The sequence below is a fragment of the Paraflavitalea sp. genome (assembly GCF_059502485.1).
Genome location: NZ_JCACET010000010.1, coordinates 1886565 through 1909404 on the forward strand (window position 1 = coordinate 1886565; position 22840 = coordinate 1909404).

A 22840-nucleotide genomic window follows, 5' to 3' on the forward strand; every position below is an offset into this window, starting at 1 on the left:
CGAGTAGTGATGTGAAGAGTTAACAGATTGAAAAGGTGGAGATTAACAAAAGGCGAAAAAACAACAAGGGTGAGCCGCTTTTGAGAGCGACCCACCCTTTGGACTTGCCGTACTTTTTGGTTCTCTTAATCTTCGAAAAAAAAGCTCGTTTATGGGTGTTGAATGTTCTGCTTTGTGTTGCGCGCTGCCTTATTTCCAACCGCCTCCGAGGGAGCGGTACAATTCTACCACGGCTCCCAATTGGCTGCGCTGGATGGCTGCGAGGTTCAATTCGGCCTGCAGTGCGTTGGTTTGGGCGGTGATCACCTCCAGGTAGTTGGCCATATCGCTCTTGAAGAGCAATTGTGCGTTGCCAACGGCCTGTTTTAAAGTATCTACCTGGTTGCCGGCCAAAACGCGTTGTTCTTTCAGCTTTTCTACCTGTACCAGCGCGTTACTCACTTCACCGGTAGCCAGCAGTACTGACTGCCTGAACTGTATCACTGCCTGCTCTCTTTCGATCTTCGCTATTTCAAATTGTGTTTTCAGTTGTTTCTGTCTGAATACCGGTTGCAATATTGTTCCGGCTGCCAGTCCAAACAGAGAGCCAGGAATGTTGAACCAGTTGCTTGACTTGAAAGACTCAAGACCTGTACCTGCCGTGATCGTAAACGCAGGGTACATATTGGCTTGCGCCACACCTACCTGCGCATTGGCCATCACAAGGGCCAATTCGGTAGTGCGTACATCCGGCCTCCGGCTCACCATAGCCACCGGCAATCCGGTAGACAGGTTGGTGGGTAGGGGCAGATCGTTCAACGATGCTGCACGGGCTACCGCACCGGGCAACTGGCCTGTCAATACCTGCAGGGCATTTTCCTGCATGGCAATGTCTTGCTCCAGCTGCGGGATCAATAAGGCAGTGGTTTGCTTTTGTGCTTCTGCCTGACGCACTGCCAGTGTAGTTACTACGCCTCCATCTCTCAGTAAGCGGGTAACGTTGACAAATGTATCATTGAGTGTAAGGTTGTTGCGTGCAATGATCAATTGCCTGTCGAGCATCAGCAGGTTGTAATAACCTTGTGCGATGCTGGACACCAGTTGTGTTTGTACTGCCTTGGCAGCTTCCTGTGTTTGCAGGTATTGGGCCAGCACAGTCTCTTTCTGTCCACGTATCTTTCCCCAGATATCGGCTTCCCAGGAGATATTGGCCAACACCTGGTAGTTTTCTATGTATACTTTACCTAAGAAGGCACTGGCGCTAAGTCCGTTCAAGCTATTGTCTGATGGACGGTTAATGGCTCCCGTTACCTGCAGGTCGACCTTCGGCAGCTGGAGTAACTTCGCCTGCTTTGCCTGGGCATTGGCAATGTCTATTCTTTTGATGGCTACCTGCAAGTCATTGTTGTAAGTAATGCCGCGGGTAATCAACTCCTGCAATGTTGGATCGGTAAAGAACTCCTTCCAGGCAATGTCTGCGATACTGTTGGTATCGGCAAAACTCTGTGCCTGTGCTGTGGTGCCAAACTGTTGCGGCAGTTGTACCTGGGGGCGTTGGTATTCCTTACCTAACTTACATCCCACCAGTACCACGGCGACGAAGGCAGCTATATAAAAGTGAATATGCTTCTGTTGCATGGCGTATATCCGTTTTAATACGATTATTATTGTTCTTTAAGATCCCGCAGAGCAAGCTCTGCGGGATCAAATATTATTTTATTCGCTCAGGCTGATCTCTCTTGGTCCTGTTCTGCCGGTTACTTTTTCCTGCAGGTACTGGAATATTACATAGAGTACAGGGATCATAAATATCCCTAAGATCACCCCGGTAAGCATTCCACCTACAGCACTGGTACCAATAGATGCGTTTCCTTTTGCGGAAGCGCCGTGTGTCCATATTAATGGCAACAGACCAACGATGAACGCGAAGGAGGTCATTAGGATCGGACGCAACCTAAGTCTTGATCCTTCGAGTGCCGATTCAATCAGTCCCATGCCTGCCCTGCGGCGCTGTACGGCATACTCAACGATCAGGATAGCGTTCTTGGCCAACAGACCGATCAACATGATCAAACCGATCTGCACATATATATTACTTTCTATGCCGGCCCATCCGATGAAGGAATACACACCGAGTACGCCGGTAGGAATGGTAAGGATAATAGCGAACGGCAGAATGTAGCTCTCGTACTGGGCTGCCAGCAGGAAGAATACAAAGATGATACTGAGCAGGAAGATAAATCCTGTTTGTCCACCTGTCTTGATCTCTTCACGTGTTACACCTGTCCATTCGTATGCATATCCGCGTGGCAACACCTGCTTAGCTGTTTCCTCGATGGCCTTGATGGCATCACCGGTACTGTATCCAGGTTTGGGTACTCCGTTGATGGTAACGGCATTGAACAGGTTGTTACGGGTTACTGTTTCAGGACCGTAAACCCTTTTCAATCTTACCAGTGATTTAGCTGGCACCATTTCTCCACTGCCGTTCTTTATATAGATACCATCGAGTGAATTGGCATCGGTACGGTAAGACGGATCGGCTTGCGCCATTACACGGTAGTATTTACCAAAGCGGTTAAAGTCGGACACGAAGCTACTTCCGTAGTAGATCTGCATGGTTTGCATCAACTCGGTAATGGATACGCCCAGTTGTTTGGCTTTTATATTGTCCACTTCGATCATGTACTGCGGGTTGGCAGTGGCAAAGGTGGTGAACGCATAAGCGATCTCCGGTCTTTGCATCAGGGCTCCGATGAACGCCCAGGTAGTATTACCCAGTTTATCGAGGGGGCCGTTGCTCCTATCCTGCAGCATGAACTCGAAACCGCTCACGTTACCAAATCCCTGTACAGTGGGGAAGTTGAAGAAGAAGGCGTTCGCGCCTTTTATGCCTGCTACTTTTTGTGATATACCACCGGCAATCATGTCGGGGTCTTTCACTGCACCACGGTCTTTATAATCTTTCAATCGCACAAAACCTGCAGCATACGGTGATGCGTTGGCATTGCTGATGAAGTTGAGACCATCGATCACGTAGTGGTGATTAGCGGCTGGTTCGTTCTTAATAATATTCTCGATCTGCTGGGTTGCCTGTTTGGTCCTGTCGAGTGAACTGCCGGGAGGCGTGTTCAATGCATACAGCACGAAACCCTGGTCTTCTGTTGGAATGAAGCCTGTAGGCGTTTTTCCTATCAGCCAGAAGCAGAGCACGCCTATGACAACAAGACCTGTGATCGGTACCCATTTATGCTTGATCAGGAACTGCAGGCTCTTGATGTATTTATTGGTCATGCTGTTGAAGCCTGCATTGAAGGCGCCAAAGAAGCGGCCTGCAAATCCTTTTCTTTTGCCATGAACTTCTTCGTCATGTCCGCCTTTCAGGAAGAGGGCGCAAAGGGCCGGACTCAGTGTCAACGCGTTCACCGCAGAGATCAGGATCGCGATAGCCAGGGTGAAGGCGAACTGCCTGTAGAATACACCGGCAGGGCCTTGCATGAAGCCTACGGGAATGAACACCGCCGCCATTACGAGGGTAATAGAGATGATGGCCCCGGAGATCTCACTCATAGACTGCACCGTTGCGGTGCGTGCGGGTAGTTTGGTACGTTCCATCTTCGAGTGCACCGCTTCTACCACCACGATGGCGTCATCCACCACGATACCGATGGCGAGTACCAACGCGAAGAGGGTAAGCAGGTTGAGGGTGAACCCAAACAGCTGCATGAAGAAGAAGGTACCTATAATAGCTACCGGTACTGCAATGGCCGGTATCAATGTTGAACGGAAATCCTGCAGGAAGAGGAACACCACGAGGAACACCAGCACGAAGGCGATCACCAGGGTTTCCGTTACCTGGTCGATCGACGCATCAAGGAACTCTTTGGAGTTGAACATGATGGTGGTCTTCACACCTTTGGGCAGCGTGCGCTCAAAGTCTTTCAGCTGACGTTCTATCTCTGTAAGGATATCGTTGGCGTTGGAGCCTGCTGTCTGGAATACAGCGAACCCTGATACCGGATTGCCATCCATACGGCTATTGGTGGAATAGGTATAAGAACCAAACTGTACGCGGGCTACATCTTTCAGGCGCAGCATGGAGCCATCAGGATTGGCCTTGATCACAAAGTTCTCGTAGTCTTCGTATTGGTTCAGCTTGCCTTTGTATTTAAGTACATACTCAAATGTTTCGGGGCTGCTTTGTCCAAGACGACCAGGTGCTGCTTCAAGATTCTGGTCCCTGATCGCGTTCAGCACATCCTGTGGTGACAGGTTGTTGGCAATGAGGCGGTCGGGCTTTAACCAGATACGCATGGAGTAATCCTTGGTACCGAATACGAGGGCCTGGCCCACACCGGGTACACGTTGTATCTGGGGGATCAGGTTGATCTTGATGTAGTTTTCGAGAAACAACTCATCATATTGCGTACTGTCTTCGCTCGACAGGGCCACGAACATGATGATACTGTTCTGTACTTTCTGAGTGGAGATACCTGCCTGTACTACTTCAGCAGGAACCTGGCTCACGGCCTTGGACACGCGGTTCTGTACGTTTACAGAGGCGATATCCGGGTCGGTTCCCTGTTTGAAGAAAACAGTGAGGGTCATACTACCGTCGTTACTGGAGTTGGAAGTCATGTAGGTCATGTTTTCCACACCGTTGACGGCTTCTTCCAAAGGCGTAGCTACTGAACGGGCTACTACTTCGGCATTGGCTCCCGGGTACAGGGCTGTTACCTGTACGCTGGGGGGCGCGATATCGGGAAAGAGTGTAACTGGCAGCGTATACAACGACAGACCGCCCAACAACAGCAATATGATGGACACGACCGTTGATAAAACGGGCCTTTCTATGAATTTTCTAAGCATGGGAGAAAGAATTAGAATGCAGCATCCGGATTACAGAACTCATTATAGCGTTCAGTATTTACAGCAATAAGCATTTAGCACAAAATCAGTATCCGGTGTTACAGCATTATTTGTTTATAATGGCTTAACTTTTAATAAACTGTCGGCAGAGATAGGCTGTGGCACGATCGCCATTCCATCCTGCAGGTTGCCGGTACCTGCGAATACGATCTTCTCACCAGGCTTGAGACCACTTTCCACAAAGTACCAGGTAGGTGTTTTGCCTGCGATGCCAATGGGCTTGCTGGCCACTTTGTTGCTATCGCCTACTACGAATACAAATACTTTGTCCTGTATTTCGAAAGTAGCTTCCTGTGGTACTACTACTACCTGCGCCAGCTGTTGTGGTATTCTCACTTTACCAGTGTTGCCGGTGCGGAGCATACCGCCTGCATTGGGGAAAGTAGCGCGGAAGGCAATGGTTCCTGTAGTTCTGTCGAACTGGCCTTCAACTGTAGATATCTTACCTTTTTCGGTGTATACACTGTTATCGGCCAGGAGCAGTTCAACGGCAGGCACTTTCTTTACTTTCTCTTCGATGGTATTACCGGCGAATTGCTGTTTGAAGGTGATAAAGTCGGGCTCACTCATGGAGAAGTAAGCATACATCTCGTTGATCTCAGACAACACTGTCAACGGCATGGCTTCTCCTTTACCTACCAGGCTACCTGTCTTGTAAGGGATGCGGCCGATATAACCACTCACAGGCGCCGTGATATAAGTGTACCCTACGTTGATGCGTGCGTTGCCTACACCTGCTTTGGCCTGCTCTTCTGACGCTTTAGCAGCATCGAGGGCAGCGCGGGCAGTTTTGAGCTGCACTTCGGAGATCACCTTGTTATCTACCAATGGTACCAGGCGATCTACTTCTACCTGTGCTCTCTGCACGTTGGCTTGTGCAGCCAGTACGCTCGATTGAGCGCTATTGAGTGCTTCGTTGTAAATGCGGTCATTGATCTTAAACAGAGGCTGACCTGCTTTTACATAAGCGCCTTCATCTACATAGATCTTTTCGAGGTATCCTTCTACCTGTGGGCGGATCTCTACGTTCACCCGTCCTTCGAGTGAAGCAGAGTATTCTTTGAAAGTAGTAGCGGGAGATGTAACAACTGCTACTACGGGCAGCTGCGGAGGAGGCATGGCCCCATAGGCAGCTCCGGGTGCGGCTGAAGAGCCACAGCTATATAGTATGATGGATACAACAGCACCCAGGAAAATGTGCCCAAGCGGTGCAACGACACGATGCATGGCCGGGCTGACGGAAACGGTTGGTTTGTTAGTTCTTCTATTCATCTTTGTGTATTGCATAACAGGTTGTTTACAGAAGCAGGGTTTGCTTCCGGTTTTATATAAACAGGTATATGTTTCAATAATATGCTTATGGCAAAAGCATGCAATCGACTTGAGTTTCTATCAGTCGGGCAGGATAATCAATACCTATCGTTTCTACTACGAACGGATGGGACGAATTCGGACAAATCCCGGAAGTTATTTTTTCCGTTCTTCTGCCTGTGAGCTGGGCAGGTGGATCTGTTTGTTCATGGCTTTATCTTTCCCTTTCGTTACTGCTTATCCCAGTGAATGAAGTTGCGCCATCATTTACGGAGTGTCCACAGTGGTAGCAAAGCTAATTAAATTAGTCATTTACCACTAAATAAATTAGCTTCTTTTTTTCACACTATGCCAGGTTTTTAATAAACCCTTCTATTGCATCATCCATTACCATTTTATTAAGTACTTCCGACACATCGGAAGTTCTCATCATTTTAATCGAGATCAGCCCGTGAATAACCGACCAGAAGGTGTGGGTCTTCAAACACACACTGTCTTCTGTTTGCTTGTTGTTCTTTTCCAGGATGACGGATATAGGATCCGCCACGAGGCTCCTGAAGCTGATCTTTTCGGGCTGGCAGTTGCAATCGTCGACCTCATTGCAGGGTATGCCGAGGTTGAACATCACCTGGTAATACTCCTTGTTCTTAAAGGCGAAATTCCAGTAGGCATCTGCCATGGCTTTTAACTGTTGGGCGGGATCAGTATGCTTGCTCTTGGCCTGTTGCATCTTTTTTGCCAACAGACAAAAGCCTTCTTTGGCAAACTCCAACAGAATGCATTCCTTGTTCACAAAATGGTCATATACCACTGGTACGCTGTACTCTATGGCGTCGGCGATCTTGCGGATGGAGAGTGCTTGCCACCCTTCTTCCTTTACGATCTGCCATGCCGTGGCGAGTATGTTGGAGCGTACCTCCTCTTTTTGCCGTAACCGTCTTTCTGATATTCCCATCGTTATTTTTCCTAACAGTGTTAGCAAAAGTAACAACGTTTGAATTACCGCCAACCTTTTTTCCAAAGAATTTTTTTATAGATCGCCAACTTGTAGCCAGTAAACATAGCGCCGGGGCTATTCTAACATACCAACCGGCCACAAGGTTCGAAAACAAAAATAGATTGTACAGAATTAGGATCGGAGGGGCGATTGCGGCAATCTAACGGGCTGAATGCGCCGCTCGCGGCTTGTGCTGACAGTAAATTATACAAGTCCGTTGCACGAATGCTGATAAAAGAATGATTGTCAGCAAGTGTCAACAGACAGGTGCTGACACTGTATGCAGGTGGTGAATGATGTAATAGTGTTATAAAACTAACGGTAGTATGTCTATTTAATCTCTACCTTTTTTCCAGACTTTACTGCTGCGTAGATAGCGTCGATGATCTTAAGATCACGCAGTCCTTCTTCGCCATCTACCGGCACAATGGGTTGTTTTCCTTCGAGTATAATGCCTGCCATTTCTTCCATCTGCACGGTTTGATGGGTATTGTGGGGCTGTGTAAGTTCGCCTTTATTGGTGCGGCCTTTAATGGGTCCATAGCCGGTAGATGGTTGCAATTCTGCAAATCCGTTCGTGCCGTTGAGGTAGAATTTATCGAGGCCGTTCATGCTATAAGTAGATAAGCAGGAAGCTACTGCACCGGAGGGAAAGCCCATCTGGAATTGTATCGTCTCATCTACTCCTTCTTTGAATTTTGTAGTGTCGGTCTTTGTCTCCTGTGCTGTGACCCATACCGGTTCCTCTCCTACCATGTAGCGTGCTCCATTGATGGAATAGATGCCTATGTCCATCATCGCGCCGCCTCCGGCCAGTTGTTTATTCAACCGCCACTGTGTAGGGTCGCCGATCCTGAAGCCGGACAGTCCCTGGAAGAACAGTATTTTTCCCAACTCTCCGTCTTTGCGCATGCGGACCACTTCGAGTGTTTTTGGCTCGAAGTGCATGCGGTAGCCTACTAATAATTTTACATTGGCTTTTTTACAGGCGTCGATCATCTCCTGCCCTTCTTTGGCATTCAGGGCCATCGGCTTTTCGCAGATAACATGTTTGCCAGCTTTTGCTACGCGGATCACCTGGCCATGGTGGAGTGAGTTGGGTGTGATGACGTATACGGCATCGATATCGGGATTGTTCTTAATGTTGTCGAAGTTCTCGTAGTTGTAGCAGTTCTTCTCGGGTATATTGTATTTCGTTTGCCAGGCTTTGACCTTGGAAGGCGTGCCACTGATAACGCCTACCAGTTTTGCTTTCTGGCAAGCCTGCATAGCATCTGCCACGCGGGTACCATATCCACCAAGACCCATGATAGCTACCCGCAATACCGGACCATCGTACGGTTTTGTTTCACCCGTACTGGTGTTGGTATCGGCATTATTGCATTCTTCAAATGAGAGTAAAGGCAATGTAACGGCAGCGGCTGTCAGCTTGTGCAGAAAGGATCGGCGTGTTGTCATAGCAAGGCTTTTTGTGTGCGTTAGTTATGACACAATTTAGGTCTTTCTGTTGATAAGTTGACAGGGTTGAAAAGTTGAGAAGGCAAGACCGGCAATCGGCAGTCAGCAATCGGCAATGCGTTTACTTCGACAACTCTACCATCAGGCTTTCGCTTTCTTCTTTTTGACAACCTCATTCTCTTTGTTTTCTTTCATCCTGAACTGCACTATTTTTTTAATGAGTGTAGTGGGCAGCGGCTCATCGTTGGGGAATTGGATGGCCGACTTGCTGACATTGTATTTCGCCAGTTCGGTTTTGAATTCTTTTAGCAGGGCTGGGCTCCAGGGCGACGAAAGGGATATATGCGACTTGTAGGCTGAATAGTAAACCAGGTAACCATGGTACTTAAAGGAGGGTATCTGGTAGCTGATAATCTCTTCGGCATCAGGCGCTGCCTTTTTAACGATGCTTCTGATGGTTTCCATTCTTTCGAGGGTTTCGCCTGAGAAGTTCTGGTGGTATTCGTCGATGGTCTTGAAATCTGTCTTTGCCATGTTGTTAGGTGTTGGCTATCGGCTGTTAGCTTTTAGCGATGAATAGATGAATGATCAGTTTTTCAAAAATACCGTTGGGACTGTATAATGAAGGGGTGGTATCAGGACAAATAGGGGGCTATTTGCGACCTTACGGCGCTGAATATGTTGTAAGTTTGGATAAACATCTTCTCTATGCCAATACGCTTATCCTTATTGCTTTTGTTTGCCTGGTGCTCCTTCTCTGCTGCGCATGCACAGCGAGACTCGCTGATCAAAGCTATTTTCCCCAAGGGAACGGTCATGCATCAAAACATTCCTTATGCGGGTGATACGGAGAAGAAGCACCTGCTGGATATTTATTTGCCAGCCAATGCCACGGCCAATACGCCGTTGCTGGTGTGGGTACATGGCGGCGGCTGGATGGTCAATGACAAGTATGCCGACATGAGTTATATGAACTCCACCATCCGGGCTATTATCAATAATGGCTATGCGCTGGCTTCTATCGACTACCGGTTCAGCTCACAGGCTGTTTTTCCGGCACAGGTGCAGGATTGTAATCTTGCCCTGGAGTATTTGTACCAGCACGCTGCCGACTATAAACTTGATAAGCGAAAGATCGGCCTAATCGGCTTTTCTGCCGGCGGGCATCTTGCTTCGCTGATGGGCCTTTCGCACAACAATTCAATCAAAGACTTTTATACCGATGGCCGGAAACCTTCTTTTTCTATCCGTTGCGTCGTTGATTTTTATGGTCCTTCTGATCTCATCGCGCTGGGCATCAATCCACCTGCCGATACTTCGCTGAGTAATGGCCGTGATGCTTTGTCTTTATTGCTGGGCGCCCTGGTGGTTGACCGGCCCGACCTCGCCAAACGGGCAAGTCCTATAACGTATGTTGACAAACAAGACCCTCCTTTCATTATCATACAGGGTGAAAAGGATGATGGCGTGCCCCAATCGCAATCGAAAGTGTTGCACTCCTGGCTGAAATTGTCAGGCGTGTACAGTGAGCTGATCGTAGTACCTGGCGCGCCTCACTTCGGGGTGATGTTTGATGCTGCAGATATACGGGAACGTATAATTGGCTTTCTGGGAAAATATTTGAAGTAGTGATCAAAACTCCAGTGGCAGGACCATTGTCTTCACCAGTTTATCGAGATTCTCCAGCGATTGCTGTAGTTCCCGCTGCATTTTCTTTTTCTGTGTGAGTGTATACAGGAGTTTATTGAACGTACCTTTTTTGCCGTAGTAATCGAGGATAAGCCGGGGCTTTCCGTTTACAATCTCCATCGTATAGTAGGTGGAGTTCTTTTTCTGTTCATCTGTTTCGCTGAAGATGATCCTCTCCTCAGGGTTGTATACAAAGCTGCTGGTGTACATGAGCGTAGACCCGCCATTGTCAAACTGGTGACGGTGGGTGCTGCCAATACCCGGCAGGTAGTGTTGTACTTCATTGACCGCCTTTACGCCTACCTGCCACTGGTGACGAAATTCAAAATGCAATACGGTAAAGCATAGCAGTTTGAGGTCTACATCATAATCTCTGTATACCGTCAACCATCTTTCTTTTTGTTCCAACTCGAGGGATGGCAATGGATCGGATGGTAATGTTTCTTTCAGGTGGCTTAGCTGGGTATAGTGAAATGGTATCTCGCCCGTCTCTGTTTGTTTTTTGCTGCTGTTCCATTCCATCCAGCCGGTGAGTTCTGCCGGTTGCTGACTGGGTAGGAGGCCCTGCGTGACCAACCAGTATTCATGTTGTTCGATATCGTTCTTCAACAGCTGGTGGGCCACGATCACATCTTTACCAATGAGCTTGCTGAAGTTCTTTACGTTGTACGTGGCAAACTCTCCATAGTGGGTGATCACTTTCAGGCTGAGGTTTACTGCCGAGATGCAGGCTTTACACTGACAAATGCGGCGGGCGTTGTAAGCATTGATGTGTTGGTGAAAGGAACAGAACATTCGTTCTACCTGCTTGTAAATGGCTTCCAGCTCCAACGGTTCTCCGAATTTATAAAAGAGGATGGCATCGCCTTCTATTTCTGATACTTCCAGCCCTACCTCATTGGCATTGATGAGCAGCTCCAGCAACTGCTGGATGATGTGCCGGCTGTGCTCTAATTCTATTTCGTTGACAAACCGGGTAAAGCCGCTGATATCAGGAATAAATAGCAGGCCCTTGTGCTGCATTTTTTGTTTTAAAGATAGGACAATTTAATACGCGGCTGCGATAGGGTCAGGTACGCCATCGGGATCGTTTAGTGCAGCGCCTTTGGTAACGATCCTGGCGCCATTGAGCACGAGGATGCCCGCTACATGTGGTGCTGCCATAGAGGTGCCACTCAACCGGGCATATCTTCCCTGGCTGAAGGTGGATACGATGTCTACTCCCGGTGCTGCGAAGTCTACCACATCATTGCCGAAGTTGGAAAAGCGCGCCAGCCGACCAAGGCTATCGATTGCAGACACAGTAAATACGTTGGGTGCGTTAACCCGCGCCGGAGAACTAAGGTTTGCTTTTACCGCATCATTGCCTGCAGCGATGGCAAACAAGATACCTCTGTCTGCCAATGTGCGTACAGCATTGTCCAATGCTGCTGATATCGTATCGGTACCGAGGCTGATGTTCACTACCTCACCGGCCTGTGCATTCTGGCCAATGTAGTTAAGTGCGCGCATGATACTGCTGGAGTTGCCGTTGCCTTCGCCATCGAGCGCTTTCAATGCAATGATGCTTACACCGGAAGCCACACCTAATACGCCGCGTGTATTGTTCAATGCACCGATGATGCCCGCCACGTGGGTACCATGTCCGTTATTGTCTTCAATAGTAGTCTCACTGGTGATGAATGACCTGCTGAGGGTTTGGTCTACATTGAGGTCCGGATGATCGGGATCTACGCCCGTATCGATAATCCATACTCTCTTGCCTGTTCCATCGCCTACTCCAACACGGCGTACACCCCATTGTGCAGTGGATGGCGCCACTACGGTAAAGCATCCTTCTGACAAGGTGATTACCCGGTCGTGCTCTACCAATTGTACTTCGCTGTCTTCTTTCAAGGCTGCTGCCTGTGCCGGTGTAAGTCGGGCGATACATCCTATATGTATGGCGTTAAATGCCTGGTCGAGTTGTGTTGTTGCGATCTTGTGTCGTTGAAACAGGCTGGTGGTTACTGCTCTTGCCTGATCGGCTGATTGCATGAGACGACCCGCTGGCGCTTCATTATTCATGATCACGATGTAGGTATCACTGAGGGCAGCGGTAGTAAACCGTACTGGTTCGCATTCGGGCTCCTGCTGACTGGAGGTGGAAGAAGGACTGTCGTCTTTTTTGCAACCGGGCAGGATGGCTATGCTTGCAACAATAGCCAGTAGTGATATGGATTTACAGGTTTTCATATTTATCAGGTACGTAGAAGACGGACAAATAAGGGGCCGCGGAGGTCTAAAGGTTTGTTAATGTCGGAACCAGGATTTGTTGGATCTGGTGGATTGTGAGGAATAAAGGCAACAGGTTAAGAAGGCAACGAGGCATTGAGGCAAACAGGCAACGAGGAAGCCAAGGGATGCTAACTAAAAAACGGTTTGATGCTTTCCCAGACGGCGGGCCAGTTGCAGAAGAAGACTACGTGGGAACAGCCGGGGATGATGGACAGCCGGCTGCCGGGGATCATTTTTGCGGTGGCTACTATACCGTCTACGTTGTGGTAATCATCTTTGTCGCCGCTCATGATCAACGTGGGGCATTTGATCTTTGCAAAGGTTTCTTTGCTCAGAAAGTCATTATTGTAGAGTCCGTTGAGCCAGGTAAGGCATTGAGCCCAGCGTTCCGGCTGGGGCATCAATGTTTTTCGACCTTCAAATAGAGATCTCGCCTGGCTCATTAATAATTCAGGGCTATACTTAAATTTCTCTTTGCGGCTTCCTTTGGGCGTGTCACCAAATCCGATAGCCACCAGTTTCGAGACTGCTTCCGGATGATTGGCCGCCAGTTTGAACCCGGCAGCTGCTCCATCGCTGAAGCCCAATACCATGACGCTGTCTTTTGTAATGGTACGGATCAGCTTGTATGCATCGGCTGCGCGCTGATCCCAGGTGAAAGGTGTATTGCCAATCTCCGATCTTCCATGCCCGCGGGTAGCAAGGCAGATCACCTGGTTGGTTTGTGACAGCTGATCGATAAATGCTGCAAACTCATCGATGTAGCCATATACGCCGCCATGCAATAGCAAAATGGGTTTGCCACTGCCGTAGGTTTCATAGTAGAGTTTGGCGTCGCCTGCGTTCATGTATTTTCCAGCGGCGGGATTGTTGCCATAGCTTACTTTCTTAGCTGCCGTGGCCGGCGTGATGACCAGGTTGGCGAAGCTGCCATGTGACTTACCCTGTATCCAGAATCCTATTCTTCCGGAGGTATATTTAGACAGGCTGTTCACCACCAGCGAAGGCTGGGGATTGTTGTTGACATATACTTTTATTTCCGGGTGGTTGATGGTGATCTTCACATGAAACCAACTGTCGGGGTCCGGGGCATTAATGATCCTGTTCTCATATTTTCCCGGATGCTCAGTCCTCAATTTGAACCAATCATTATCTGGCAGGGACATGTATTGTACTGAACGGGGTCTCCGCACCGTATCAGGGTTGTAAAAGTTGAAGGGCCTGAAATAAATGGTTTCAAAGACATGTGGATCTTCCTGCATGTTGAAGGCCAATCCTACAAAGTTGTTGTTCATATCGTTTACTCCTTTCACATCAAATTCTACGGTACCCAGACTTATTATTTCATTTTTCAGGACCCACAATCCGATGCTATCGTGTGGCGCAAAGCCCATGGTATCTTTGGTAGTGAATTGCAAGTCCCTGTCATATATTTGCCAGAGGCTACGGTTACCAACATCTATTTTTCGTTGTTGGCCTTGTACAACCGATACCAATAAAGCAAGGATAGACAGGGAGAGGAAGCGCGTCAGGTGCATTGTTTTTTTCATGGTGCTATTTTCCGGTTTGTGTTATTTGACCCAAATATGAATGTAGCGTCATGAATACAGGGATGCAAAGGTTGTTCAAGTTGGTTCATTTTTATTCACGATTTAAACAGCTCATTGTCAAATGACAACAAATGATGAGCAAGTACATATCAAAGCTTGCCTGGATGCCATTGAAGCGCAATTGAACTGGGGCAGCAGCGCTAAATGGTCCAATTATGATTTCGAAAAGCTGGCTGATCTCATCGCCGGCAAGACCAATGTGCAGCTCAGCGTGTCTACGCTGAAGCGGGTGTGGGGCAAAGTCTCCTCCCAACATACTCCTTCTCTTACCACTTTACACACGCTGGCGCAGTACCTGGGGTATTCCGACTGGCGGGCTTACCAGCAGCAGTTCCGGCCTCCGCCGGTTATTATTATAGCGCAAACTGTCGAGGAAGCTATGGCAGCAGTTGCTTCCCATGACGGGGAGGGGGCTTTTCCGCCTCAGCGGGACTTAACTCAACAGGAAAGTGCATCTACCGAATCTGGTAGACGATCTTCGTCCAAGCGTAAGCGGGTTGTCATTATGCTGACTGGTGCACTGGTGCTACTGGCGGCCATCGTTTTCATTGCAGCCAACCGAAATACCAAGCCCAGGAAGCCTGATCCGGCAAAGTTTAGCTTCTCTACCAACAAGATCATTTCCGAAGGTGTACCTAACACCGTCATCTTTCACTACGACGCTTCTGCGGCTACCACCGATTCTGTTTATATCGTTCAAACCTGGGACCTATCGCGTAAAAAACTGGTGCCGAAAAACAAGCATGATCATTCAGCGATCTATTATTATCCCGGCTTCTTTCGCACCAAGCTGATCGTTGACGGCGAGGTGGTAAAACGTCATGATGTGCAGATCACTTCCGATGGCTGGCTTGGCCTGGTGGAAAACGAACCGACACCCCTTTATTTCAGGAAAGATGAGTATATCAAGCGTGACCGGATAGAAATCGATTCTGCCACGCTGCGGGCTTATAGCTTGTCACTACATCCGAAGCCGCCCAAGGTAAGATTGTTCAACCAGCGTGATCTGGGTTCTTTACGCAATGACAATTTCACGTTTGAAACGAAGCTGAAGAATGAATTTTCCGGCGGTACAAACGCTTGTCAACATGTTCAGGTATTGATCCAATGCAAGGATGATATCATGATCATCCCCCTGTCGACCAAAGCCTGCACCGGCGACCTGATGTTGTATGCCTGTGGTGGAGGCGGTACCAGCAAGGATACTGATCTGTCGGGCTTTGGCGCCGACCTGAGCCAGTGGACCACGCTGCGTGTAGAAAGCCGTAATAAGCAAATGACGTTTTTTGTGAATGGCACGCAGGCCTACTCACTTAATTTTCCCAATGAACCTACGGACATTGTTGGGTTGCAATATCGCTTTTATGGTATAGGTGCTGTGAAGGATACCTGGTTCAGGGATAGTAATACAGTATATGACTTTACCCCTGCTGCCGTGAATATACATGCAGATTCCAGTAAGGTCTCAGACCAATAAATTATTTATCGTCCTCGTCTTCGTCCTCTTCTTCTTTTACTGTTTTTACAAATGAGCTGCGGCGGGGAGCTGGCATCACGCTGTGTTCTCCTTTTACGGCTTTCCAGATGACCTGGCTAAAAAGCAAATCGGGTATCCTGTCTTCTTTTGTGAAGTCGAGGGTATTGCTGAGTTGTGCCGTAGCGTTATTGGCCGTGTTCTTGTCATTGAGGTTCACGTTGGCCGGCACGGATTGAAATGCCGTATAATCGGGTGTAGCGGTGAAGCTGCGCCACATCGGTGTGGCCGCCGCATCGTACTGGCTCATGGGCGGCAGACCCAGTATCAGTTCCATCGTGCGCAGCATGGAGGAAGTAGAATACATCGTGTGGTCGACAAACTTCCTTTTTACAAAGGGGCCAGCCACATAGGCGGTAGTGCGGTGTGCATCTACGTGATCAGGTCCATTTTGCGCATCGTCTTCAACGATGAACACTACTGACTCTTTCCATATCGGACTTTTGGAAAGATATTCGACAAACAAGCCTACTGCGAGGTCATTATCGGCCACATGGGCAAATGGGGAAGGTCTTCCTGTTCTCAACCCTTCGGTGTGGTCGTTGCCAAAGCGCATGCTGTTGAACTGGGGTACTGCGTTGGCTGCTACCAGTGAATCGAACTCGCGGCGCCACTGGTAAAAACGTGTCGTATCTCTTACAGCTAAGTTGTAATCGGTGTAGTAGGGGCAAAAGTGTCCTTCGAGTACAGGGATGTTGGCTTTGCCGTCATCAGCAAATTCGCCATAGGTACGGAAGGTAACACCTGCGCGCTGGCAATAATCCCAGATAAATCCTTTCTTAGGATTGGCTACCCCACGCTTGCCTTCGCCGGGATAGGTGCCACCGCGGCCTCCGTAGCTGGTGGGCCAGTTCTTTTCGAGAAAATCGGTAGCATGGGCCGATGTGCTCCAGTTGTGCCCGTCGGCACTTACTTCGCCGTCAGCATAAAAGTTATCCAGCACTACAAACTCTTCTACCAGTTTGTGCTGGTTGGGCGTCACGTACCTGCCAAACAACAGAAGGCTGGTATCACCGTTACCACCGGCTACATCGCTCAACACCTGATCATATGTCCTGTTTTCCTTGATGATGTAGAACACGTGTTTGATGGGCGAAGCCTCTCCCACTTTCATGGGAATGGGATTTCCCTGTTCGCCCTGTGTCGACAGCTCACCGTCTTTTGAATAGGGCGTATTCTTATACACTGCTTTTGAATAGATCTCCAGTTCTGCATCACTGGGCTCTTTGATAATGGACAGGGTGCCCTTCATCAACCCACCTATGTATTCCACTTCTTTGGGTGCCGAGCCCTCGTGCCTGATGACCGAGCCTCTTGGCTGAATAGGACTGGGACCGTTGGGGTTGGCAAATGAGGAGAAACCTTTACCATTGGCCACGAATAGTTTCTTGCCAATCACTTTTATATTGGTAGGGTACCATCCTGCCGGTATAAATCCTTTTGATTTCGTAAAACCGGGTTTGGCTACATCGAACACGGCGAGGCAATTGTTGTCGGCATTGGCTACATACAATGTTTTTTCATTGGCCGATAATGCTAATCCGTTAGACGTTGTACCTGCCGGTGCGGCGGGATACATCGCAGCGTTCAATACTTCCAGCACTTTGCGTTGTTTGATATCGATAACAGATACGCTGTTGTCGTTGGCATTGGCAACATATAAATGGGTTCCTTTGCGGGTAAGCAACAACTCGTTTGGATTATCACCTACGGGTATAGTGGCCGTGATCTTTTGTTCTTTTGTATCCAGCACTGCTACTTTATCGCCACCCCATACGGAGATGTACAACTCTTTTTTATCGGGCGAGAGCAGGCAGGAGTATGCTTCGCTGCCCAGTTCGATCTGCTTCACAATGGCTTTGCTGGTGAGGTTGATGATATAAAGGCTATTGTTCTCTTTGGTGACCACATACATCATCTGTGCTGCATCGTCTATTTCAATACCTGCCGGAGAGATCAATGCCGGCCAGGGTTTGCCAAGCACGATGCTGTCCTGCAGTATGAGCTTCTCATTGATGAGAGCATATTTCAGGATACGGTTGTCATTACCAGCCGATGCATACAGGTATTTTTCGTCGGCACTGAATTTGAGTCCATACCATGATTTTGGAATCACTACATTGTCGGCCACCTGTTCTTTCTTCACGTTGATGAGCTGTATGCTCTGTACGCTTTGGCCATTGTTGGTAGCAGCCATCCACTTCTGTGAACGTGACAGTGCCAGGTTCAGTGGCAGATCGCCCAATGGTAATGACGTTCCTGCCGGTGAGAGGTGCCAGCCGTTGGGCAGGCGTACTCTTTTGCTGTTGAGCTGTTCTTCGAGGTTATCGTTTTTCTGTGCAGCAGCAGTGATTGTCAGCAGGGTGCAAATGACCAATTGTGCAATTAGCTTCATGGTATGATAATTTTGGAGGCGTAGGTTTTAGCGGCGCTAAATTAGGTTGATGGGTTTGTAAATGTAGGGGTTTACAATTGCTTAACATCAGTATGTGCGCGTAGTGATTAGCAGCTTTAGATTGTCTTTAGAATTGACTATTGCTCTTTCAGGTGAAGTTTATTGAGTCAACAGTTCCTTGAGCACCACAGCGTCGTTGTGGGTTTCGTCTTTGGCGGCGTAGATGAGGGTGACGGGCCCGCTTTTTACATGGGCTTTGAGGATGGCTACCTGTTCTTTGTTATTCTTCAGTTCGGCTTTGTAGCGCTTTTTAAATTCAGTCCACTTTGCAGGATCGTGGTCAAACCATTTGCGTAGTTCCGTACTGGGCGCAATTTCTTTCAGCCATACATCTATAGCAGCTTTGTCTTTGGTAAGGCCGCGTGGCCACAGCCTGTCGACCAGGATGCGCAGGCCGTCTTCCTTTGAAGGCTTTTCGAATGCTCTTTTAAGCTGCAGTTTCATATTGATCGTTTTATTCAATAAGCTTACTACAGTTCAAAGGTATTGAGAAATAATTGGGCTAAAGCCCAAAGAGGGGCCTACTTTACCCCGGCCCTGAAGGGCCGGGCAATTAGGGCCGGGCTTCGTGGCCGACTTCATTGGACAGAAGCATCACTACTTTTACGGGTGAGGTGCTGAATTGATCGGCGCCGGCATCGAGCGGAGCTTTGCGCAGCTGTCCATCCATATCGAGGGTAATACCACGGTAATCGCTTTTGGCTGCGCCAATGGCAGGACTTCCTTTTTGCAGGTGATAAACGCCGTCTGCGTTTTTAACTAATAAAGGATCGGCTTGTGTGTAAGCTGTATCCGGGAGCTGACCAGCGCTTTTGGTATTGAAGAGGATGTTGCCTTTCCAGACAGGATTGTAATAAGGACCTTTGATGCTTACTGCTTCTCCTCCACCTTGTATGATGTTGTAAGCAATGGTGATGTATGTAGAACCGATTCCATTGGGTCGTTCTGTGCGGGTGATGTTCTCTTCATTGTTGACCAGTGTATTGAATACGATCAACACCCTGTCGGGGCGATCGTGTGAGCGCAGGTCTGCTCCGTCGGCCACTTCTGCGCCTCCATTTCCAATGTTGATAGCAGGCTTACAGTTTTCAAAGTAGTTGCTGTGTACGATGTGGTCATCACCGAAGATGCGCAGTCCCGGTGTGCGGGTGAAGTAGTTGCCATAGACTTCGCAGTGGTTGCCATGCCGCAGGGTGAATTGGGCTTTGCAATCGCGGATGGTGTTGTAGCGTATGGTTACAAAGGAGGCTTTCACCGATATGAGTTCGTTTTCTCCAGCGCATTTTTCAAATACATTGTATTCAACCAGACTGTGGCTGGAGGAGAGGCTGTATCCACTAAGGCCAAACTGAAAGGCTTCCGCTCCGTTGCCTGTTTGCGGCAGGAAGTCGAAAAAGTAGTTGTGGTGTATCCAAAGGCGTTCTGCTATCTGGTTGCCCTCGCCTCTTACGCCGATGAATTTTCCCAATGCGTTCTTATGTTGGAAGGTGTTGTAATCTACCTGATGATCGCTGCCCATGATGGAGAGGTAGTTGCCTTCGCCGTTTGTCTGGAATATGTTGCGTGTCCACCGGCAAAAGCGTGAGCCAGGCTGCATGATAGCTTTGTCTGAAGCATGGGTAAAGAAGAATCCTTGTATAACGATGTAAGCTGATGGGCCTTCTATGCTAAATCCTGCCACTCCTTTGATCTCCACGCCGCCTGTTTTTTGTGCAGTGATGGTGATCGGCTGAAAGGGTGTTCCGCTGTTCTTAATTTTGATGGGCTCAGTCGTAGTGTATACGCCATTGGCTACGGTGATCACATCGCCGGGCACAGCGCTATTGATAGCAGCTTGCAGGGCGGGTAATGTTTTAACGAGAATATCTTTGGCGGAAGCGCTTTGCATCAGGCACAAGCACGCAACCGCGCTTGCCCATGCCGCATGATTGCGCCAGTAGTGTAGTAAGATTGCTGGTATGCTTAAGAACAATGTTGCTTGTTTCATGGTCCTATTTTCCAGGCACAAGTACGAGAAAATAGCCGTTTGTGTTATCTGCCTTATTTGCTTTTTATGCAAGGATATTGGCAGTTGTTATCGTGGCAGGATGGTATATGTTTTTCCTTTTTCTGTTTCAAAGAAAGCAATATCGTAACCTTTACCCTTCAGGGTTTTGGTACTTTTCCCGTTTACAGTTACCGGCATGTTTGTACGTATGGTGCAGGGGCCGCCTGCCAATGAAGTGATGGTGGCTTTTGTGAGGCGACCGTCTTTCCAGCTCATCGATACTTCAAAATTGCCTCTTGCTTTCAATCCTTTTATGGAGCCTGTGGCCCAGGCTTCGGGCAGGGCCGCGAGCAGGTGCAGCTCATCGAGGTGTGATTGTAACAACATTTCTGTCATACCGGCCACACCGCCAAAGTTGCCATCGATCTGGAAGGGTGGATGTGCATCGAAGAGGTTGGCATAGGAACCACCGCCGCGTGCATAGTTGGTTCCTTCCTGGCCCGTGATGCGCAGGAGATCGCGGATCATTTTATAGGCATGGTCACCATCGAGCAGTCGCGCCCAGAAGTTGATCTTCCAGGCCAGGCTCCAGCCGGTGCCTTCATCGCCGCGCAGCTCCAGTGTTTTGCGTGCTGCTGCTGCCATGTCCGGCGTTTTGGTGGGTGATATCTGCCGGCCGGGATGCAAAGCAAAGAGGTGTGACACGTGGCGGTGGTGTGGATCGGGGTCTTCCCAATCTTTGTACCATTCCTGCAGGTTGCCTTTTTTGCCAATGTGCAGGGGATATAATTGCTTCCTTTTAGCAAGAAGGGTATCACGGTAGGCTTTGTCGATGCCTAATTCGGTAGAAGCTTCTATGAGGTTGGTGAACAGGTCCCAGATGATCGACATATCCATGGTAGTGGCAATGGAAACGCTGCCTTTCTTACCGTTGTCATCAAAGAATGTATTTTCCGGCGACAGGGATGGTGCTGTGACGAGGTATCCGTTCTTATCTTCTACCAGGAAATCGAGACAAAATGCCGCAGCTCCTTTCATGATGGGATACGCAGTTTGCTGCAGGAACTTTTTGTCTTTGGTATATTCATAATGCCACCACAGGTGTTGTGACAGCCAGGGTGATCCCATCGTCCAGTTGGCCCACATCGGGTCGCCATTGCCGATATCTCCCACAGGGTTGGACAATGCCCATATATCGCTGTTGTGGTGAACGGCCCAGCCACGTGCGCGGTAAAATTCCTGCGCTGTTACTGCGCCGGTAACGGATGCATTTTTTACAAACTCCAACATCGGCTTGTGCATTTCACTCAGGTTGACAGCTTCGGCAGGCCAGTAGTTCATCTGCACGTTGATGTTGGTGGTATAGTTGGCACTCCATGGTGGCCGCATTTCTTTGTTCCATATCCCCTGCAGATTAGCTGGCACGCCCGGTGTGCGCGAGGAAGAGATCAGCAGGTACCTGCCGTATTGAAAATATAATGTTTCCAATGCGGGGTCTTTGGCACCTTCGGTGTATCCGATCAACCGCTGATCGGTGGGCAGGGCTGCATTCTTATTATCTACCGGTGCTGCCAATGTAAATGATACGCGGTTGAAGTATTTGTGGTAGTCGGCCTCGTGAGCGCTCAATAGCGCCACCCAATTCTTTTTGAGTGCTGCCTGCAGGTATTGCGTGGCGATCTTCTTCTCATCTTTTCCCTGTGAGTCGGGGCATTTATCAAATCCATTGAAGCTGGTGGCGGCGGATACGTATATCAGTATTTCTGAGGCGTCCGTAATAGCAATACCGCTGGTGTCGGATACAATGGCGCCATCCTTACTGGTGGCTTTAACACGCCAGTCGAAGCGCATGCCTCTGCAACCGGCGGGATCGTCCTGCGTGATCGGTTTATCGCTGCGTACATAGTTGGGATCGATGTGGGAAGCGGCTTTGCCCTGTATCGCTATTTCACTGTTGCTGATGACTGCTTTCTGGTGTTTGATCTGTGAGTTGGTTCCCAGCGCTATATTGAGGCTGCGTGGTTTGCTGGTGGTGAGGCGTATTACGATCACCTGATCGGGTGCCGAGCTGATGACCTGGCGAGTGAAAGTGATGCCGTCTATTTTATAACGTGTTGTGGCAATGGCATTGGCGATATCCAGGTCGCGATAATAGTCTGTGGGTTGAGCATCTTTCAGCAGCTGCCTGATGTAGAGGTCGCCCATGGGCAGGAATGATTCGGAATAGTAGCCCTGCATTTTTTTGGTGAGCTCCCAGGCTTTGGTATAGTTCTCTTCTTTGAAGAGTGCTTCGCGTACCAGCTTCAGCTGGTCGTAAGCACCGGGATTTACATTGGTCCTTACCGGGCCGCCATTCCACAGCGTGGACTCATTGAGCTGTATGAGCTCTTCTCCCACGCCGCCGAAGATCATGGCGCCAAGGCGGCCATTGCCTACGGGGAGCGCTTCTGTCCACACTTTGGCGGGCTTCGTATACCAGAGTTTCTGTGGTTGTTGTGCCTGTATGCCTTGTGCAATGCATACGTGTGCAAGGATCGTCAGGATGGTTAACCGTATCATGATCCCAAGATACGTGAAATGTAGAAGTGAAGCAGGAAAGACCTTACCGGTTTCG

Annotated in this window: 15 protein-coding genes; 2 read left to right on the forward strand and 13 right to left on the reverse strand. The window is 48.9% G+C overall.

Annotated features, from left to right (window positions below; all coding sequences use genetic code 11):
- Positions 1–189 precede the first annotated feature (189 nt).
- From AC5JBY_RS24705 to AC5JBY_RS24730, 6 genes are all read right to left on the reverse strand, one after another.
- Complete coding sequence (locus AC5JBY_RS24705; RefSeq protein ID WP_495907343.1) at positions 190–1617, reverse strand: efflux transporter outer membrane subunit; 1428 nt, start codon at positions 1615–1617, stop codon at positions 190–192.
- 78 nt (positions 1618–1695) lie between these two features.
- A complete protein-coding gene (locus AC5JBY_RS24710; protein WP_495907344.1) occupies positions 1696–4848 on the reverse strand; it encodes an efflux RND transporter permease subunit in 3153 nt (1050 codons plus the stop codon).
- Between the two features lie 114 nt (positions 4849–4962).
- Positions 4963–6180, reverse strand: a complete 1218-nt coding sequence (locus tag AC5JBY_RS24715; RefSeq protein ID WP_495907345.1) for an efflux RND transporter periplasmic adaptor subunit — start codon at positions 6178–6180, stop codon at positions 4963–4965.
- 385 nt (positions 6181–6565) lie between these two features.
- A complete protein-coding gene (locus AC5JBY_RS24720; RefSeq protein WP_495907346.1) occupies positions 6566–7201 on the reverse strand; it encodes a TetR/AcrR family transcriptional regulator in 636 nt (211 codons plus the stop codon).
- A 345-nt stretch (positions 7202–7546) separates the two neighbouring features.
- Positions 7547–8674 (reverse strand): Gfo/Idh/MocA family protein, encoded by a 1128-nt coding sequence (locus AC5JBY_RS24725; RefSeq protein ID WP_495907347.1) that lies wholly within the window; start codon positions 8672–8674, stop codon positions 7547–7549.
- Between the two features lie 141 nt (positions 8675–8815).
- Complete coding sequence (locus tag AC5JBY_RS24730; RefSeq protein WP_495907348.1) at positions 8816–9208, reverse strand: iron chaperone; 393 nt, start codon at positions 9206–9208, stop codon at positions 8816–8818.
- 174 nt (positions 9209–9382) lie between these two features.
- Here AC5JBY_RS24730 and AC5JBY_RS24735 point away from each other — a divergent pair, with 174 nt between their 5' ends.
- Complete coding sequence (locus AC5JBY_RS24735) at positions 9383–10303, forward strand: alpha/beta hydrolase fold domain-containing protein (RefSeq protein ID WP_495907349.1); 921 nt, start codon at positions 9383–9385, stop codon at positions 10301–10303.
- Between the two features lie 3 nt (positions 10304–10306).
- On the opposite strand, the gene AC5JBY_RS24740 is transcribed toward AC5JBY_RS24735, so the two are convergent.
- The 3 genes from AC5JBY_RS24740 to AC5JBY_RS24750 all read right to left on the reverse strand — a co-directional run bounded on the left by AC5JBY_RS24740 (position 10307) and on the right by AC5JBY_RS24750 (position 14190).
- Positions 10307–11386 carry a DUF2652 domain-containing protein gene (locus AC5JBY_RS24740; protein ID WP_495907350.1) on the reverse strand — a complete coding sequence of 360 codons (1080 nt, stop codon included), beginning with the start codon at positions 11384–11386 and terminating at the stop codon, positions 10307–10309.
- Positions 11387–11410: 24 nt separating this feature from the next.
- A complete protein-coding gene (locus tag AC5JBY_RS24745) occupies positions 11411–12598 on the reverse strand; it encodes a S8 family serine peptidase (protein WP_495907351.1) in 1188 nt (395 codons plus the stop codon).
- A gap of 170 nt (positions 12599–12768) precedes the next feature.
- Positions 12769–14190: an alpha/beta fold hydrolase gene (locus AC5JBY_RS24750; protein WP_495907352.1), complete on the reverse strand. Its 1422-nt coding sequence runs from the start codon at positions 14188–14190 to the stop codon at positions 12769–12771.
- 121 nt (positions 14191–14311) lie between these two features.
- Here AC5JBY_RS24750 and AC5JBY_RS24755 point away from each other — a divergent pair, with 121 nt between their 5' ends.
- The gene (locus tag AC5JBY_RS24755) at positions 14312–15727 is read left to right on the forward strand and encodes a hypothetical protein (RefSeq protein WP_495907353.1); all 1416 of its coding nucleotides are present in this window, start codon (positions 14312–14314) and stop codon (positions 15725–15727) included.
- A gap of 1 nt (position 15728) precedes the next feature.
- Here the strand turns inward: AC5JBY_RS24755 and AC5JBY_RS24760 are convergent, their stop codons facing one another.
- The 4 genes from AC5JBY_RS24760 to AC5JBY_RS24775 all read right to left on the reverse strand — a co-directional run bounded on the left by AC5JBY_RS24760 (position 15729) and on the right by AC5JBY_RS24775 (position 22785).
- Positions 15729–18179, reverse strand: a complete 2451-nt coding sequence (locus AC5JBY_RS24760) for a bifunctional YncE family protein/alkaline phosphatase family protein (RefSeq protein WP_495907354.1) — start codon at positions 18177–18179, stop codon at positions 15729–15731.
- 159 nt (positions 18180–18338) lie between these two features.
- On the reverse strand, positions 18339–18683 hold the full coding sequence (locus AC5JBY_RS24765) for a DUF488 domain-containing protein (RefSeq protein WP_495907355.1): 345 nt from the start codon (positions 18681–18683) through the stop codon (positions 18339–18341).
- A 109-nt stretch (positions 18684–18792) separates the two neighbouring features.
- On the reverse strand, positions 18793–20226 hold the full coding sequence (locus tag AC5JBY_RS24770; RefSeq protein WP_495907356.1) for a polysaccharide lyase 6 family protein: 1434 nt from the start codon (positions 20224–20226) through the stop codon (positions 18793–18795).
- Positions 20227–20313: 87 nt separating this feature from the next.
- A complete protein-coding gene (locus AC5JBY_RS24775) occupies positions 20314–22785 on the reverse strand; it encodes a glycoside hydrolase family 95 protein (protein ID WP_495907357.1) in 2472 nt (823 codons plus the stop codon).
- Between the last annotated feature and the right edge of the window lie 55 nt (positions 22786–22840).